This is a genomic window from Albidovulum denitrificans (assembly GCF_002973535.1).
Classification (GTDB): Bacteria; Pseudomonadota; Alphaproteobacteria; order Rhodobacterales; family Rhodobacteraceae; genus Albidovulum; species Albidovulum denitrificans.
Window position 1 is genome coordinate 56,564 of sequence record NZ_PVEP01000010.1, and the last position, 14,844, is coordinate 71,407.

Consider the following 14,844-nt stretch of genomic DNA (forward strand, 5'->3'; position numbering starts at 1 on the left):
TCTTGTCAACAAGCGCGTATGGCGGCAGTTTGGGGGCGGTGCAGCGACAGTGTTGCACGGCTGTTCAAAGGGGAAGGCGGCATGGCCCGTTCGTCGGTCAGTGCGAAGGATGTCGCTGAACTTGCAGGGGTTTCGCGCACTGCGGTGTCGCGCAGCTTCACCCCCGGTGCCCCGGTTTCGGCCGAGACGCGGGCCAAGGTGTTTTCGGCCGCCGAACAGCTTGGCTACCATGTCAATCACCTTGCGCGCGGCCTTCTGCGCGCCGAATCCGGCCTTGTCGCCCTGATCGCGGCAGAGATCGAAACCCCCTATCGCTCGGCCCTGCTGGCGGCGCTGTCGGGGCGGTTGCAGCAAGAGGGGAAGGTGGCGCTTCTCATCAATTCCGACCGTTCGGACGGCAGCGTCGCGCGGGCGCTGCGGCAGGCGATTTCCTATCGCACGGATGCCGCGATCGTGCTGTCGGGGATGCCCGATGTCTCGCTGGCCGAAACCTGCCTGCGCAACGGGATGCGCCTTGTCCTCATCAACCGGGATGAGGAGCGGCCGGGCGCGGTCAGGATCCGGCTGGACGATGAGGCGGCCGGGCGCAGCGCGCTGGTCGCCCTTGTCGCGGCGGGGTGCCGGCGGATCGCGCTTGCGACCTCGCGCGCGGGAACGCCCAGCCTTGTCGGGCGGGAGCGGGGCTTTCTTGCCGCCGCAAAGGCCGAAGGTGTCGCCGTGACGGTCGAGGCGCTGGGGGCGACGTCGTACCAGACCGGGCTTGATCTGGGGACCGCGCTGATGACGCGGCCCGACCGGCCTGATGGGGTTTTCTGTACCACCGATCTTCTGGCCTGCGGGTTGATGGACGCGGCGCGCCACCGTTTCGGCGCCGCGATCCCGCGCGATCTGTGTGTGATCGGCTTCGACGACATCCCCCAGACCGCGTGGGAGGCCTACAACCTTACCACCTTCCGCCAGCCCCTTGATGCGCTGGCCGAGGCAGCGGTGGCGGCGCTGGCGCCCGGCGCGCCAGACCGGACCCACCGGATCGCCCCGCAACTGATCTGGCGTGGCACGGTGCGGCGGGCGGGGGAATGACGGCGCCGCCGCCCGGCGGTGAGCGGTTTGCAACATTTTCCTTGTCATTTTGTGCGGTATCCAACACTTTTTCCGAAACGCCGCTGCAATCGGCAGAGTCGGGAGGGGGAATGCTCGCCTCGGACGCGCAGGAAGACGCCCGGATACGGCTGCGCAAGCAGGACCGGTATGAGCAGATTTTGCTTGAACTGAAGCTGCGCCCGCATCTGCGGATTTCGGAACTGGCCGAACGCTTTGGCGTCTCTACCGAAACCGTGCGGCGGGATTTCGAGGCGCTGGCGGACAAGGGCCTGATCGACCGCGCCCATGGCGGCGCGTCCCGGCCGCAGGGCGGGCAGTACCCGACGCTGGACGAACGCCAGCGCGCGCAATTCCGTGAACGCGAGCGGATCGGGCGGTTCGCCGCCGGGCTGATCCGGCCGGGAGAGACTCTGATGATCGACTCCGGCTCTACCACGCAGCAGATGGCGCGGTTCCTGGCCTTTGCCGGAACGCCCTGCCGGGTCATCACCAATTCGCTGCCCCTCGCGATGACGCTGGGGCAAAGCGAGGCGGCGAAGGTCACCCTTGCGCCGGGGGAGTATCTGCCCAGCGAATCCGCCGTGACGGGGGAAGAGACGCTGGACTTCCTGCACCGCCACCAGGTCGACCGCGCGGTGATCGGGGCGACGGCGCTGTCGGTCGAGGGGGTGTTGGAGACGGTCCCCGGTTTCGCCGCCGTCAAGCGGGCGATGCTGGCGCGGGCGGCGAAGGGGATGCTCCTGATCCACGGCAAGAAATTCGGAGCGCGCGGATTTGCCCGCGCGGCGCGGCTGGACGAACTGGCAAGCGTGGTCGTCGACCGCGCGCCGCCGGCAGAGCTGGGGGAGGCTTTGGCGGCGGAAGGGGTGGAGGTGCAGATCGCCACCTGACGGCAACCTACAGAGCCGGGCGCACCCGGCCGGTCATCTCAACGGGAGGAAAACCATGACCAAGACGACCCTGACGACCTCGGCCGCCTTCGCGGCGCTTCTGGCCTTCGCGGCCCCGGCCTTTGCGCAGGATTGCCCGCATGGCGATCTGGACGCGCGCTATTGCGACACCGACGGCGACCTGATTGCCGACATCCCGACCGATCCGGCGCAGCAGATCGACCCCGACACGCTGATCTTCGCCTATACCCCGGTCGAGGACCCGGCCGTCTACAAGACCGCCTGGGCGGATTTCCTGACCTATCTGGAGGAGAAGACCGGCAAGAAGGTCGTCTTCTTCCCGGTGCAGTCGAACGCCGCGCAGATCGAGGCGATGCGCTCGGGCCGCCTGCATATCTCGGGCTTCAACACCGGGTCGAACCCGCTGGCGGTGAACTGCGCGGGCTTCCGGCCGTTCACCATCATGGCCTCGAACGACGGCCATTTCGGCTATGAGATGGAGATCATCACCTATCCGGGGTCCGGCATCGAGAAGATGGAGGACATCAAGGGACGGGAGCTTGCCTTCTCCTCCCCCACGTCGAACTCGGGCTTCAAGGCGCCCTCGGCGATCCTGAAATCCGACTATGGCATGGAGGCGGAGCGTGACTTTACCCCGGTCTTCTCGGGCAAGCACGACAACACGATCCTTGGTGTCGCCAACAAGGACTATCCCGCGGGCGCCATCGCCAATTCGGTCATGCACCGGATGATCGAACGCGACGTGATCAAGCCCGAACAGGTCGTGTCGATCTACAAGTCGCAGACCTTCCCGACCACCGGGTTCGGCGTGGTCTACAACCTCAAGCCCGAGTTGCAGGACAAGATCAAGGAAGCCTTCTTTACCTTCCCTTGGGAAGGGTCGAGCCTTCAGGAAGAGTTCAAGAAGTCCGGTGAGGAGCAGTTCATCGAGATGAACTACAAGGATTTCTGGGACGTGATCCGCAAGATCGACGCGGCGAACGGTGTCAGCTACGCCTGCGAATAAGGCACCGATGCGATAATGGATGGCGCGCCGGGACGTGCGCCATCCGCAATGACGGGGCAGGGGCAGGCGATGCTGAGACTGAAAAATCTGGTCAAGACCTACAAGACCGGCGACCAGGCGCTGAAGGCGGTGAACCTTGAGGTGCCGGACGGGCAGGTTCTGGCGCTGATCGGGCCGTCCGGGGCGGGCAAATCGACGATGATCCGCTGCATCAACCGGCTGGTGGAACCGACCGGCGGCGAGGTCTGGCTGGATGACCTTGAGGTGTCGAAGCTCGGCGCCGGGGCGCTCAGGCGGGCGCGGCGGCAGATGGGGATGATCTTTCAGGAATACGCGCTGGTCGAACGGTTGAGCGTGATGGAAAACGTGCTGTCCGGGCGGCTGGGCTATGTCGGCTTCTGGCGGTCCCTGACGCGGCGCTATCCGCAGGCGGATGTGGATGAGGCGTTTCGGCTGCTGGACCGCGTCGGCCTGCTTCACATGGCTGACAAGCGCGCGGACGAACTGTCGGGCGGGCAGCGGCAGCGGGTGGGCATCTGCCGGGCGCTGATCCAGAACCCGAAGCTCTTGCTGGTGGATGAGCCGACCGCCTCGCTCGACCCCAAGACCTCACGCCAGATCATGCGGCTGATCTGCGAACTTTGCGCCGAACGCGGGCTGGCCGCGATCATCAACATCCACGACGTCGCGCTGGCGCAGATGTTCGTCAACCGCGTCGTGGGCCTGCGGTTTGGCGAGATCGTCTTTGACGGCCCGCCGGGCGGCCTGACGCCCGACAAGCTGACCGAGATCTACGGCGAGGAGGACTGGGAAGCCACGATCCAGAAGGTCGAGGATGAGGATATGGAGGCCGCGCAATGAGCGGCGCCATCGGAACCGGGTCGGGGGAGCTTGAAGCGCTTCTGGGGCGGCGCTGGCGCAAGCCCGCCTTCATCGCCAACCCGCTCTTGCGCTGGGGGCTGGGGATCGGCTTCGTCGCCTATCTGATCGCCGCCGTGCTGACGATCCCTGTCGACTGGGGCCGGGTCTATGAGGGGCTTGATCGCGGCTGGCAGTTCGTCACCGCCTTCGCCCATCCCGATTTCCTGTCGCGCGGCGGCGACATCTGGGAGGGTCTTCTGGAAAGCATCGTGATGACAGTCGCGGCCTCGGTCGTCGGCATCGCGATTTCCATCCCCATCGGCCTGGGTGCTGCCCGCAACATCGCGCCCCTGCCGGTCTACCTTGTCTGCCGGGCGATCATCGCCATCTCGCGGGCCTTGCAGGAAATCATCGTGGCGATCCTTCTGGTCGCGATCTTCGGCTTTGGCCCGCTGGCGGGCTTCCTGACGCTGTCCTTCGCGACCATCGGTTTCCTGTCGAAGCTTCTGGCGGAGGAGATCGAGGCGATGGACCGGAGCCAAGCGGAGGCCGTCCGCGCGACCGGCGCGAAGTGGATGCAATGGATCAACTACGGCGTGCAACCGCAGGTTATTCCACGGCTTGTCGGCCTGTCGATGTACCGCGTCGATATCAATTTCCGCGAAAGCGCCATTCTTGGCCTCGTCGGCGCCGGGGGCATCGGGGCGACGCTGAACACCGCCTTCGACCGCTATGAATACGACACGGCGGCGGCGATCCTGATCCTCATCATCGCCATCGTCATGGGGCTGGAATACCTCTCCGGCGTGATCCGGGCGAGGGTGCAGTAATGCCGGTCATCGAACAGAACGGCATCACCCTCTGGCGCCGCCGCACCACCGGCGCGGCGCTGGTCCGCTGGTTCGGCTGGCTTCTGGGCGTGGCGGTCTTTGTCTATTGCTGGCAGAAGATTTCCGCCCAGACGACATGGTTCTTCGTGCAGGACGCGCCGCGCATCGCGGGCGACATCTGGGCGCGGGCCACCCCGCCGCGCTGGGAGTATATCACCCAGCTTGGCAAACCGATCTGGGACACGCTGAACATCGCGACGCTTGGCACGCTGATCGCGCTGCTCCTGGCGGTGCCGGTCGCCTTCCTTGCGGCGCGCAACACCACGCCGTCGCGGTTCTTCGTGCGGCCCGTCGCGCTTCTCATCATCGTCTCGACCCGGTCGATCAACTCGCTGATCTGGGCGCTTCTGCTGATCGCGATCATCGGGCCGGGGGTGTTCGCGGGTGTCGTCGCGATCGCCATCCGCTCCATCGGTTTCTGCGCCAAGCTGCTTTATGAGGCGATTGAGGAGATCGACAGGACGCAGGTGGAGGCCATCACCGCCACCGGCGCCTCGCGCTGGCAGGTCATGGCCTATGGGATCGTGCCGCAGATCCTGCCCGCCTTCGCCGGGATCGCGGTGTTCCGTTGGGACATCAACATCCGCGAATCCACCGTTCTGGGCCTGGTCGGCGCGGGCGGGATCGGGTTGCAGCTGTCGGCGTCGCTCAACGTGCTGGCCTGGCCGCAGGTCTCGCTGATCCTGCTGGTGATCCTTGCGGCCGTGGTGATCAGCGAATGGGTCTCGGCCAAGGTGCGGGGGGCGATCATCTGATGGTGATGACGGCGGATGCGGCCCTTGCCGCCTATGAGGCGGCGCGCCACCGTTTGCCTGCTGCAGGCGCCCCCGGCGCCGCCCGGCACGCGCGCGACCTGTCGGAGATTGCCGAAGGGTTCGACGTCTTCCTTCTTGACGCCTTCGGGGTGCTGAATATCGGTGAGGCGCCGATCCCCGGCACCCCCGAACGCATCGCCGACCTGCGCGCGGCGGGCAAGCGGCTGCTGGTCGTGTCGAACGCCGCCGGTGTGCCGCATGACCGGCTGATGGAGAAATACGCCCGCCTTGGCTATGACTTCACGGCGGAAGAGGTCGTGACCTCTCGCGGCGCGCTTCTGGCCGCGCTGGCGGCCCATCCGGCGCGGCGCTGGGGCCTGATGGCCAGCCGCGCGGCGGGGCTGGGGGAGCTTGCGGGCTTTGACGTCACCTGGCTGGGGGAGGACCGGGCCGACTATGACGCGGCCGAGGGGTTCCTGATGATCGGATCGGCGGAGTGGACGGAGGCGCGTCAGGCGCTGCTGGAGGCCTCGCTGCGTGCCGATCCGCGCCCGGTCTGGGTCGGCAATCCCGATATCGTCGCCCCGCGCGAAAGCGGCTTTTCGACGGAGCCCGGACATTTCGCCCACCGCCTTGCCGATGCGACCGGGGTCGAGCCCGCGTTTTTCGGCAAGCCCTTCGCCAATATCTATGACCTTGCCTTTTCCCGCCTTGGCCCCTTCGATCCGGCCCGCGCGCTGATGGTCGGGGACAGCCTGCACACCGACATTCTTGGCGCGCGGGTGGCCGGTATCCGGTCCGCGCTGATCGCGGGTTACGGCTTTTTCGCCGGGGCGGATGTGGACGGGCCGATCCGCCAGACCGGCCTTGCGCCGGACTTCATCCTCGACCGTCCGTAGGGGCGCCCGCCGCGCGGCCCTTGTCCTGCGCCAGCCTCCGTATCGCCCCGGCCAGCACCCTGACCGCGACCTCCATATCCGCGTCAGAAGCGAACTCGTCGGGCCGGTGGCTGATCCCGCCCCGGCAGCGCACGAAAAGCATCGCGATGGGGCAGAGGTCCGCCATGGCCGAGGCGTCATGCGTGGCGCCCGACGGGATCGTCAGGGGCGCATGGCCGCTGTCCCGGATGGCCGTTTCCAGCGCGCCGGTCAGGCCGGGGTCGCAGGCCGCCGCCGGTTGCACATAGGTGCGGGTCGCCGTGAGGCCGCAGCCCGCCGCGCGGCAGATCGTGGCGGCGCGGGCCAGCGCGTCGCCCTCGAACACCTCACGCAGGGCGTCTTCCGGCGCGCGGACCTCAAGCGTGAAACGCACCTCGGACGGGATCGCGTTCACCGCGCCGGGGCGGAGAGAGAGGGTGCCGACCGTGGCGCGCAACTCGCCCTGACCTTCTGCCGCTTCGCTGATCGCCGCGATGACGCGCGCCGCGGCGACCAGCGCGTCACGCCGCCCCGCCATCGGCACGGTTCCGGCATGGCCCGTCTCGCCGCGGATCGTGACCTCATGGCGCGCGATGCCGCAGATCGCGCTGACCGCCGCGACAGGCAGATCGTGCCGTTCCAGCACCGGCCCCTGTTCGATATGCGCCTCAAGATAGCCCGCCACGCTTGCGGGGTCGCGGCCGAGCGCCCCGATCCCCGCCGGCTCGACGCCAAAGGCCGTCATGGCGTCCCGCATCCGCTGGCCGGTCCCGTCGCGCATTTCAAGCGCCACCGGGTCCAGCGTCCCGGCCAGCGCCCTTGGCCCGATCAGCGCGGTGGGAAAGCGCACGCCTTCCTCATCGGCGAAGGCCAGAACCTCGATCGCGAAGGGAAACCCTGCGAGGTCATCGCGCAGCGCTTTCGCCGCAAGGCAGCCAAGCGCCACGCCCATGATCCCGTCGAAGGCGCCGCCCGACGGCACGCTGTCCTGATGCGAGCCGATCATCAGGACGGGCTTGCCGCCGGGGTTCGGGGAGCGGCCGCAAAGCGTACCTGCCGCGTCCAGCGTGACCTGAAGCCCCGCATCCTCCATCCATTCCGTGATCTGGCCAAGGGCGGCGCGATGTTCCCCGGTCCAGGGCAGCCGGGTGACGCCTTCACAGGTCGTCGATGCCGTGGCAATCCGGGCCAGACGGGCGGCGGGTGTGTCCTGGTGGATCATCTGAACCTTGTATTTATCATTATAAATGGGTTCCATGGCACGGCCCGCGTGCCGGGCCAGGAAAAGCGAGACGGACGAGATGGCCGATCCCACAGTCGAAAGACGCGCGCCCCGGCCGCGCCGGTCGCGCCCGGTCCGGGTGGCCGAGGCGATCAAGGACTGGGTGGTGGAGCAGGGGCTTCACCCCGGCGACCGGCTGCCCGGCGAGGCGATGCTGATCGAACGTTTCGGCATGTCCAAAGGCACGATCCGCGAGGCGATGCGGCTTTTGCAGGCGCAAGGCCTGATCGAGACGAAGACCGGCCCCGGCGGGGGAAGCTTTGTCGGTGAGGTTACGCGCGAACGGGCGAACGCGCTGCTGGCCAACTACTTCTATTTTCGCGACGTGACGATCGACGACATCTATCAGGTGAGGATCGCGCTTGAGCCGGAACTGGCCGCCGGGCTGGCGGGGCGGCTGAGCGGGGCGCAACTGGCCGAGCTGGAAGCGATCATGACCGAATACGCCGAACCCGCCGCCAGCGCGGAAGAGGAACGCCGCCAGCATGTCGCCTCGCTTCGCTTTCACGCGCGGCTGTCGGATTTCGGGCAGAACAAGCTTCTGGGTTATTTCATCAGCTTCATGGCGCAGATCCTGACCGACCTGACAGTCTACAAGCGTTTGTACACCGCGCCGAACCATGACCTGTGGCAAAAGGGGCGGCGTCATCAGGCCGACCTGATTGCGGCGCTCAAGCGCGGCGATGCCGGGGCGGCGCGCGATACCATGCGCAGCCACATGCTGATGGCCCGCAAGCTGATGGAGGACCAGGAGGCGGAGGTGATGAAGCGTTTCATCGCCGAATAGGCGCGCTGTCGTCGGCCGCGTAGGGCAGGGCGCGGGTCGGGTCGTCCAGCACCGGCACATGGCGCGCCCAGTCGGCATATTCGCCGGTCGTGGCGCGCCGGTGCAGATCGGCCAGCGCTGCCAGCGGCGCTTCGGAATGATCCACCCGCAGGGTCAGGGGGGGGGAGGCGCGATTGACGACCAAAAGGGCCGCCGACAACAGGCCCCGGCTGTCGCCACCCGCCGAAGAGGCGGCCGAAAGCGCCGCAAGCAGGCGGTTGTCCAATGCCCCTTCCGCCGTCAGAAAGCCGTCGAGGCAGGCGTCAAGAACCGCCTCGGAGGCCAGCAGGTTTCCGGCGACGACGACATGGGTCGCCTGCCGCGCGCCCGCCACGGCGATGCTCTGCGCGCCGGTGAAATGGCCGGTGCCGCCCCGGGGGTCGAGCGCGGAAAGCTGGCGTTCCCCCCGGCCGGGGTCCTGGCCGACGATCTCCGCGACCGCCTCGGCCGCGCCCTGACCCTGTCGCATCAGGGCCAGAACGTCACCGCCCCACATCGTGCTGGGCAGCGACCCTTGCGAGGCGGACAACCCCGATTCGGGGTCCCCGCGCAACACCCAGCCCCCGACGCACAGGCTTCCCGTGGTGGCCGCGCCGCCATAAGTGCCGGTTTTTGCATCGAAAGCGAGGATCGAGATCGTCATCCGGGTCTCCGTTGGTCTGCGGGCTTGAATTTATCATGAAAATTTGGCCTGATGCAATTTATCATGATAAATAGCCGCAGGCGCAAGGGGCGCCTCCGGCACAACAGGAGAGGTAACCCAATGTCGCTTGCCCATGTCACGCGCCGCGGACTGATGACCGCCGGGGCCGCGCTCGCCTTCGCCTTCGGATCGGTCACCGGGGCCTTCGCGCAAACCCCGCCGGGCGTTCTGATCGTCGGCCAGATCGCGGAACCCAAGGCGCTGGACCCGGCGGCGGTGACGGCGGTCAACGATTTCCGCATCCTGATGAACGTCTATGACGGGCTGGTGCGCTACAAGCAGGGCACGCTTGAGGTCGAACCGGCGCTGGCGACCGACTGGACGATCAGCGAGGACGGGACCGAATACACCTTCAAGCTGCGCGAGGGGGTGAAGTTCCACGACGGGACTGATTTCAACGCCGATGCCGTGGTCTTCAACTTTGAGCGGATGCTGAAGGACGATCACCCCTTCCATAACACGGGACCCTTCCCGCTCGCCTTCTTCTTCTCGGCCGTGGACAAGGTCGAGGCGCTGGACCCGATGACGGTGAAATTCACGCTGAACGCGCCCTATGCGCCGTTCCTGTCGAACCTGGCCTATCCCACCGGCCTGATCGTCTCGCCCGCCGCGGTCGAGACATTCGGGACCGATTTCGGGCGCAACCCCTCTGGCACCGGCCCGTTCAAGTTCGCCGAATGGCGGTCGAATGAGGCGGTGGTGGTCGAGGCGAACCCCGATTACTGGGGCGGCGCGCCCGCGCTGAACGCCGTCGTGTTCCGGCCCATCACCGATGCCAACACCCGCACGGCGGAGATGCTTGCAGGCGGCATCGACCTGATGGTCGAGGTGCCGCCGGTCGCGCTGTCGGAATTCCAGGGCGACGCCTACAGGATCTACGAACAGGCGGGGCCGCATCTGTGGTTCCTGATCCTGAACGCCAAGGAAGGCCCCTTTGCCGACAAGCGGGTGCGTCAGGCTGCGAATTACGCGATCAACAAGGAGGCGATCGTCAACGACGTGCTGGAAGGCACCGCCGATGTCGCCGCTGGCCCGACCCCGCCGGCCTTCGCCTGGGCCTATGACGATACACTTTCGCCCTATCCCTACGACCCGGACAAGGCGCGCGCGCTTCTCAAGGAGGCGGGCGCCGAGGGGGCAAAGCTGACCTTCTATGTGACCGAGGGCGGGTCCGGCATGCTTGACCCCATCGCGATGGGGACCGCCATTCAGGCGGACCTTCAGGCCGTGGGCCTTGAGGTGAAGATCGAGACCTATGAGTGGAACACCTTCCTTGGTCAGGTCAATCCGGGGCTTGAGGGCAAGGCCGACATGGCCGAGATGGCGTGGATGACGAACGACCCCGACACGCTGCCCTTCCTTGCGCTGCGCACCGATGCCTGGCCGGACAAGGGCGGGTTCAATTCCGGCTATTACTCGAACCCGAAGGTCGATGAACTGCTGGAAGCCGCGCGTGTCGCCACCGATCAGGCCGAGCGCGCGACGCTTTACAAGCAGATGCAGGAGATCGTTCACGACGATGCGCCCTGGGTCTTTGTCGCGAACTGGAAGCAGAACGCGGTGACCAGCGCGCAGGTGGAGAACTTCCGGCTTGAGCCGTCGTTCTTCCTGCTCCTGAAGGACGTCGCGAAGAACTGATCCATCGGGGGCGCGGCGCCGGGTGGTACGCGCGCGCCCCGTCGATCCACTGGCGGGGGCCATGGCATGACGGGTTACATCCTCAAACGGCTGCTGTCCGCGATCCCGGTCCTGCTCGGGATCACCGTCATCGTCTTTCTCATCATGGCGCTGATCCCCGGCGATCCGGCCACCGCGATCCTCGGCAGCTATGCGACGCCGGAGAATGTCGCCAGACTGAACCGTGACCTTGGCCTCGACAAGCCCCTGGTGTCGCAATATTTCATCTGGCTTTCCAACATGTTGCACGGCGATTTTGGCACCAGCTTCGCGCTGAACCGGCCGGTCATCGACGAAGTGCTGGAACGCTTCAACGCGACCCTTGTCCTGGCTGGCACAGCCTTTGTCCTTTGCGCGATCTTCGGCGTCATGGCGGGGGTGATCTCGGCGGCGAACCAGTATGGATGGGCCGACAAGACGATCACCTTCGCCGTGCTTCTGGGCATTTCGATCCCGTCCTTCTTCCTCGGGATGATGATGATCCTCTTCTTCGCGGTGAACCTGCGATGGTTTCCGGTCTCAGGCATGTGGCCGATCTATGGGGATCGCACGATCTGGGTTCTGCTGCACCACCTTGCCATGCCCGCCATCGCCCTTGCCGTCGTCGCGACCGGCGTCGTGGCGCGGCTGTCGCGCTCAGCGATGCTTGAGGTCTTGCGGCAGGATTTCATCCGCACCGCGCGGGCCAAGGGCGTGGACGAACGCGGCGTGATCTGGCGCCATGCACTGAAGGCCGCCATGGTCTCGATCATCCCGGTCCTCGGCATTCAGGCCGGGTTCGTCCTGTCGGGCGCGGTCTATATCGAGATCGTGTTCCAGTGGCCCGGCGTGGGCCGGATGCTGGTCGATGCGATCCTGAAGCGTGACATCCTGCTGGTGCAGGGCGGGGTGGTCTTTGTCGCCGCCTGCTATGTCATCTTCAACATCGCGGTTGACGTTGCGCAAAGCCTTCTGGACCCGAGGATCAAGACGTGACCGGGTTCTTTCAGCTTCTCGCGCGCAACCGTCTGGCGCTGGCGGGCGGGGTCGTCCTGTCGCTGGTGATCCTGCTGGCGCTGGTCACACCGCTTCTGCCGCTGGCCGATCCCGACGTGACCGACACCGCCAACCGCTTCAAGCTGCCCTTTTCCGAAGGCGCGCTTCTGGGGACGGATCACCTTGGCCGGGACCTCTTGTCGCGGTTGCTTTGGGGGACGCGGCTGTCGCTGGCGGTCGGTTTCGCGGCGGCCATCGTCGCGGCGACCATCGGCTCTGCCATCGGGATCGTCGCGGGCTTTTACGGCGGGCGGACCGACAACCTGATCATGCGCGGCGTCGATATGCTGATGGCCTTTCCCTACATCCTGCTGGCACTCGCGATTGTCGCCGCGCTGGGGCCGGGGCTTTTCAACGCGCTGATCGCGGTGGCGGCCGTCAACGTGCCGTTCTTCGCCCGCAACATCCGGGGCATCACGGTTGGCATCGCGCACAAGGAATTCGTCGATGCCGCGCGGCTGGCGGGGTTGTCGAACACGCGGATCATAGTGTCCGAGGTCCTGCCGAACGTGATCCCGGTCATCGTGATCGCCATGTCCACGACCATCGGCTGGATGATCCTGGAAACGGCGGGGCTGTCCTTCCTTGGCCTTGGCTCGCAGCCGCCGCAGGCGGATCTCGGGTCCATGCTGGGTGAGGCGCGATCGGCCCTTATCACCAACCCGCATACCTCCATCGTGCCGGGGCTGATGATCCTTGTCATCGTGATGTCGATCAACCTGCTTGGCGACGGGGTGCGCGATGCGCTTGACCCGCGGCTGAAGTCCGGCGCCCTGTCCCGCCCGATGGCGGCGACGCGGGTGGATCGCAAAGGGCCGCTGCCTGCGCCGACCGGCGCGGGGCTGCTTGAGGTGCAGGGGCTTCAGACCCAGTTTCACATCAAGGACCGCGTCTATCGTGCGGTCGGCGGCGTGGACCTGCATGTCGCCAAGGGCGAATGCCTTGGCATCATCGGCGAAAGCGGATCGGGCAAGTCGGTGACGGCGCTGTCGGTCATGGGGCTTGTCGCCTCGCCCCCCGGCGTCATCACGGGTGGTGCCGCGCATTATGAGGGAGAGGACCTGATCGGCGCGCCCTATCGCCGCCTGCGCGGGATGCGCGGCCGCAACGTCGCCTATATCTTCCAGGACCCGCTGGCGACGCTGCACCCGCTTTACCGCGTCGGCGACCAGCTGATCGAGGCGATCCGTGCGCACCGCCCCATCGGGCGCGAGGAGGGGCGCAGGAAGGCCGTCGAGCTTCTGACCGCCGTCCGCATTCCGAACCCCGAAAAGCGCATCGCCAACTACCCGCATGAGATGTCGGGCGGGATGCGGCAGCGGGTGGGGATCGCCATGGCGCTGGCGAACGATCCCGACATCATCATCGCGGACGAGCCGACGACGGCGCTCGACGTGACCGTTCAGGCGCAGGTCCTGACCATTCTCGACGATCTCCGCCGCTCGCGCGGGCTGGCGATCATCTTCATCACCCATGACTTCGGCGTGGTGGCGCAGCTTTGCGACAGGGTGGCGGTGATGTATGCGGGCCGGATCGTGGAAGAGGGGCGGACGGCCGACATCCTTGGTGCGCCGCGCCACCCCTATACCGCGCGCCTGATGGCCTGCGTGCCTGAGGTCGGCGGCGGCAAGCGGCGGCTTGAGGCGATCGCGGGCCTGCCGCCGGTGGTCGATCGCCTGCCCGAGGGGTGCGCCTTTGCCGAACGGTGCCTGAAGGCGCAGGAGGCGTGTCGCCGGGACGAAATCCCGCTTGTGCGCGACGGGGCCAGCGCCGTCCGCTGCCTATATCCGAACGATCCGTCACGGGAGGCAGCGGAATGACCGAGGCTTTGAAACTGACCGATCTGGCAAAGTCCTTTCCCGTCGGCCGTGGTTTTCTGGGCGGCGCCAGGGGGGCGGTGAAAGCGGTCCATCCGATCACGCTGAGCGTGCGCAAGGGGGAGACGCTGGGCATCGTCGGCGAATCCGGTTGCGGGAAATCGACGTTGGCACGGATGCTGGTCGGGCTGCTGAAACCGACCTCGGGGACGATCGAGATCGAGGGAGAGGCATTTGCCACCGCCGATCCGGCCGCCTTTGGGCGCCGGATTCAGTATGTATTTCAGGACCCGATCTCCTCCCTCAACCCGCGCAAGACGATCCGGCAGATCATGGAGGCGCCGCTGAAGCGGCTTCACAACATGCCGGCAGAGGCGCGCAAGGAACGGATCGCGGAGATCTTCGACAGCGTCAATCTGCGGGAGGAGTTCCTTGACCGCTACCCGCATGAATTCTCGGGCGGGCAGGCGCAGCGGATCGGCATCGCGCGTGCGCTGGCGGCCAGCGCGCGCATCCTGATCCTGGATGAACCCGTCTCGGCGCTTGACGTGTCGGTTCAGGCGCAGGTTCTGAACCTTCTGGCGGACCTGCGGGCCGCGTTCGACCTGACCTATCTGTTCATCAGCCATGACCTTGCCGTGGTCGAGGCGGTCAGCGACCGGATCGCGGTTCTCTATTTCGGCTCGGTCGTGGAACTTGGCCCGGCGGAGGAGGTCTTCGCGACGCCGCGCCATCCCTATACCCGGCTTCTGGCCGATAGTGCGCCGGTCGTCGGCCGCCCCCTTGCCGCCCCCGAGGCCGCCGGAACCGACCTTCCCGATCCGCTGAACCCGCCGCCCGGCTGCGCCTTCGCCGGGCGCTGCCCCCATGCGACGGACCGCTGCCGGTCCGAGGTGCCGCGTCTGGAACCGATCGGCGATCACGCCAGGGTTGCCTGTTTCCACCCGCTTCCGGCGTGACGGTCGGGGCGGCTTGCCGCGACTATTTCCCCGACGACAAACAATTCCAAATGACCTAATTGTTTCCCCGAAGCGCCATGGTAATGCCAGAAAAGGCAATAGGC

14 protein-coding genes are annotated in these 14,844 nt (G+C 66.7%); 12 read left to right on the forward strand and 2 right to left on the reverse strand.

What is annotated here, in order from left to right; translation table 11 throughout:
- The first annotated feature begins 81 nt into the window (after positions 1–81).
- From LX70_RS17415 to LX70_RS17445, 7 genes are all read left to right on the forward strand, one after another.
- Entirely contained in the window at positions 82–1,080 is a 999-nt protein-coding gene (locus LX70_RS17415) for a LacI family DNA-binding transcriptional regulator (RefSeq protein WP_105516065.1), read from the forward strand.
- Positions 1,081–1,190: 110 nt separating this feature from the next.
- Positions 1,191–1,991: a DeoR/GlpR family DNA-binding transcription regulator gene (locus LX70_RS17420; protein WP_105516066.1), complete on the forward strand. Its 801-nt coding sequence runs from the start codon at positions 1,191–1,193 to the stop codon at positions 1,989–1,991.
- A gap of 55 nt (positions 1,992–2,046) precedes the next feature.
- Positions 2,047–3,018, forward strand: a complete 972-nt coding sequence (gene phnD / locus LX70_RS17425; protein WP_105516067.1) for a phosphate/phosphite/phosphonate ABC transporter substrate-binding protein — start codon at positions 2,047–2,049, stop codon at positions 3,016–3,018.
- Positions 3,019–3,087: 69 nt separating this feature from the next.
- Positions 3,088–3,879, forward strand: a complete 792-nt coding sequence (phnC, locus tag LX70_RS17430) for a phosphonate ABC transporter ATP-binding protein (RefSeq protein ID WP_105516145.1) — start codon at positions 3,088–3,090, stop codon at positions 3,877–3,879.
- A complete protein-coding gene (gene phnE / locus LX70_RS17435) occupies positions 3,876–4,709 on the forward strand; it encodes a phosphonate ABC transporter, permease protein PhnE (protein ID WP_105516068.1) in 834 nt (277 codons plus the stop codon). The genes phnC and phnE (LX70_RS17435) overlap by 4 nt, the downstream gene beginning before the upstream one ends.
- Positions 4,709–5,524 (forward strand): phosphonate ABC transporter, permease protein PhnE, encoded by an 816-nt coding sequence (gene phnE, locus LX70_RS17440; RefSeq protein WP_105516069.1) that lies wholly within the window; start codon positions 4,709–4,711, stop codon positions 5,522–5,524. Before phnE (LX70_RS17435) ends, phnE (LX70_RS17440) begins: the two co-directional genes overlap by 1 nt.
- Positions 5,488–6,423 (forward strand): HAD-IIA family hydrolase, encoded by a 936-nt coding sequence (locus LX70_RS17445; RefSeq protein ID WP_105516070.1) that lies wholly within the window; start codon positions 5,488–5,490, stop codon positions 6,421–6,423. Before phnE (LX70_RS17440) ends, LX70_RS17445 begins: the two co-directional genes overlap by 37 nt.
- Here LX70_RS17445 and LX70_RS17450 read toward each other — a convergent pair.
- Positions 6,404–7,663 (reverse strand): M20 family metallo-hydrolase, encoded by a 1,260-nt coding sequence (locus tag LX70_RS17450; protein WP_105516146.1) that lies wholly within the window; start codon positions 7,661–7,663, stop codon positions 6,404–6,406. The two genes, LX70_RS17445 and LX70_RS17450, sit on opposite strands and share 20 nt — an antisense overlap.
- Positions 7,664–7,742: 79 nt before the next feature.
- Between LX70_RS17450 and LX70_RS17455 the strand changes: the two genes are divergently transcribed.
- Entirely contained in the window at positions 7,743–8,510 is a 768-nt protein-coding gene (locus LX70_RS17455; RefSeq protein ID WP_105516147.1) for a FadR/GntR family transcriptional regulator, read from the forward strand.
- Here the strand turns inward: LX70_RS17455 and LX70_RS17460 are convergent.
- Complete coding sequence (locus LX70_RS17460) at positions 8,497–9,192, reverse strand: DUF1028 domain-containing protein (RefSeq protein ID WP_105516071.1); 696 nt, start codon at positions 9,190–9,192, stop codon at positions 8,497–8,499. The genes LX70_RS17455 and LX70_RS17460 overlap by 14 nt on opposite strands.
- A 120-nt stretch (positions 9,193–9,312) precedes the next feature.
- On the opposite strand from LX70_RS17460, the gene LX70_RS17465 reads away from it, so the two are divergent.
- The 4 genes from LX70_RS17465 (at position 9,313) to LX70_RS17480 (ending at position 14,740) form a co-directional block, all read left to right on the forward strand.
- A complete protein-coding gene (locus tag LX70_RS17465) occupies positions 9,313–10,890 on the forward strand; it encodes an ABC transporter substrate-binding protein (RefSeq protein WP_105516072.1) in 1,578 nt (525 codons plus the stop codon).
- Between the two features lie 66 nt (positions 10,891–10,956).
- Positions 10,957–11,904, forward strand: coding sequence for an ABC transporter permease (locus LX70_RS17470; protein ID WP_105516073.1), 948 nt, complete (start codon positions 10,957–10,959; stop codon positions 11,902–11,904).
- A complete protein-coding gene (locus LX70_RS17475; RefSeq protein WP_105516074.1) occupies positions 11,901–13,784 on the forward strand; it encodes a dipeptide/oligopeptide/nickel ABC transporter permease/ATP-binding protein in 1,884 nt (627 codons plus the stop codon). Before LX70_RS17470 ends, LX70_RS17475 begins: the two co-directional genes overlap by 4 nt.
- The gene (locus LX70_RS17480) at positions 13,781–14,740 is read left to right on the forward strand and encodes an ABC transporter ATP-binding protein (protein ID WP_105516075.1); all 960 of its coding nucleotides are present in this window, start codon (positions 13,781–13,783) and stop codon (positions 14,738–14,740) included. Before LX70_RS17475 ends, LX70_RS17480 begins: the two co-directional genes overlap by 4 nt.
- Positions 14,741–14,844 lie beyond the last annotated feature (104 nt).

Coding starts and splice junctions, on each gene's coding strand:
- LX70_RS17415 (WP_105516065.1), top strand. CDS start 82: ATGGCCCGTTCGTCGGTCAGTGCGAAGGATGTCGCTGAACTTGCAGGG.
- LX70_RS17420 (WP_105516066.1), top strand. CDS start 1,191: ATGCTCGCCTCGGACGCGCAGGAAGACGCCCGGATACGGCTGCGCAAG.
- phnD (WP_105516067.1), top strand. CDS start 2,047: ATGACCAAGACGACCCTGACGACCTCGGCCGCCTTCGCGGCGCTTCTG.
- phnC (WP_105516145.1), top strand. CDS start 3,088: ATGCTGAGACTGAAAAATCTGGTCAAGACCTACAAGACCGGCGACCAG.
- phnE (WP_105516068.1), top strand. CDS start 3,876: ATGAGCGGCGCCATCGGAACCGGGTCGGGGGAGCTTGAAGCGCTTCTG.
- phnE (WP_105516069.1), top strand. CDS start 4,709: ATGCCGGTCATCGAACAGAACGGCATCACCCTCTGGCGCCGCCGCACC.
- LX70_RS17445 (WP_105516070.1), top strand. CDS start 5,488: ATGGGTCTCGGCCAAGGTGCGGGGGGCGATCATCTGATGGTGATGACG.
- LX70_RS17450 (WP_105516146.1), bottom strand. CDS start 7,663: ATGATCCACCAGGACACACCCGCCGCCCGTCTGGCCCGGATTGCCACG.
- LX70_RS17455 (WP_105516147.1), top strand. CDS start 7,743: ATGGCCGATCCCACAGTCGAAAGACGCGCGCCCCGGCCGCGCCGGTCG.
- LX70_RS17460 (WP_105516071.1), bottom strand. CDS start 9,192: ATGACGATCTCGATCCTCGCTTTCGATGCAAAAACCGGCACTTATGGC.
- LX70_RS17465 (WP_105516072.1), top strand. CDS start 9,313: ATGTCGCTTGCCCATGTCACGCGCCGCGGACTGATGACCGCCGGGGCC.
- LX70_RS17470 (WP_105516073.1), top strand. CDS start 10,957: ATGACGGGTTACATCCTCAAACGGCTGCTGTCCGCGATCCCGGTCCTG.
- LX70_RS17480 (WP_105516075.1), top strand. CDS start 13,781: ATGACCGAGGCTTTGAAACTGACCGATCTGGCAAAGTCCTTTCCCGTC.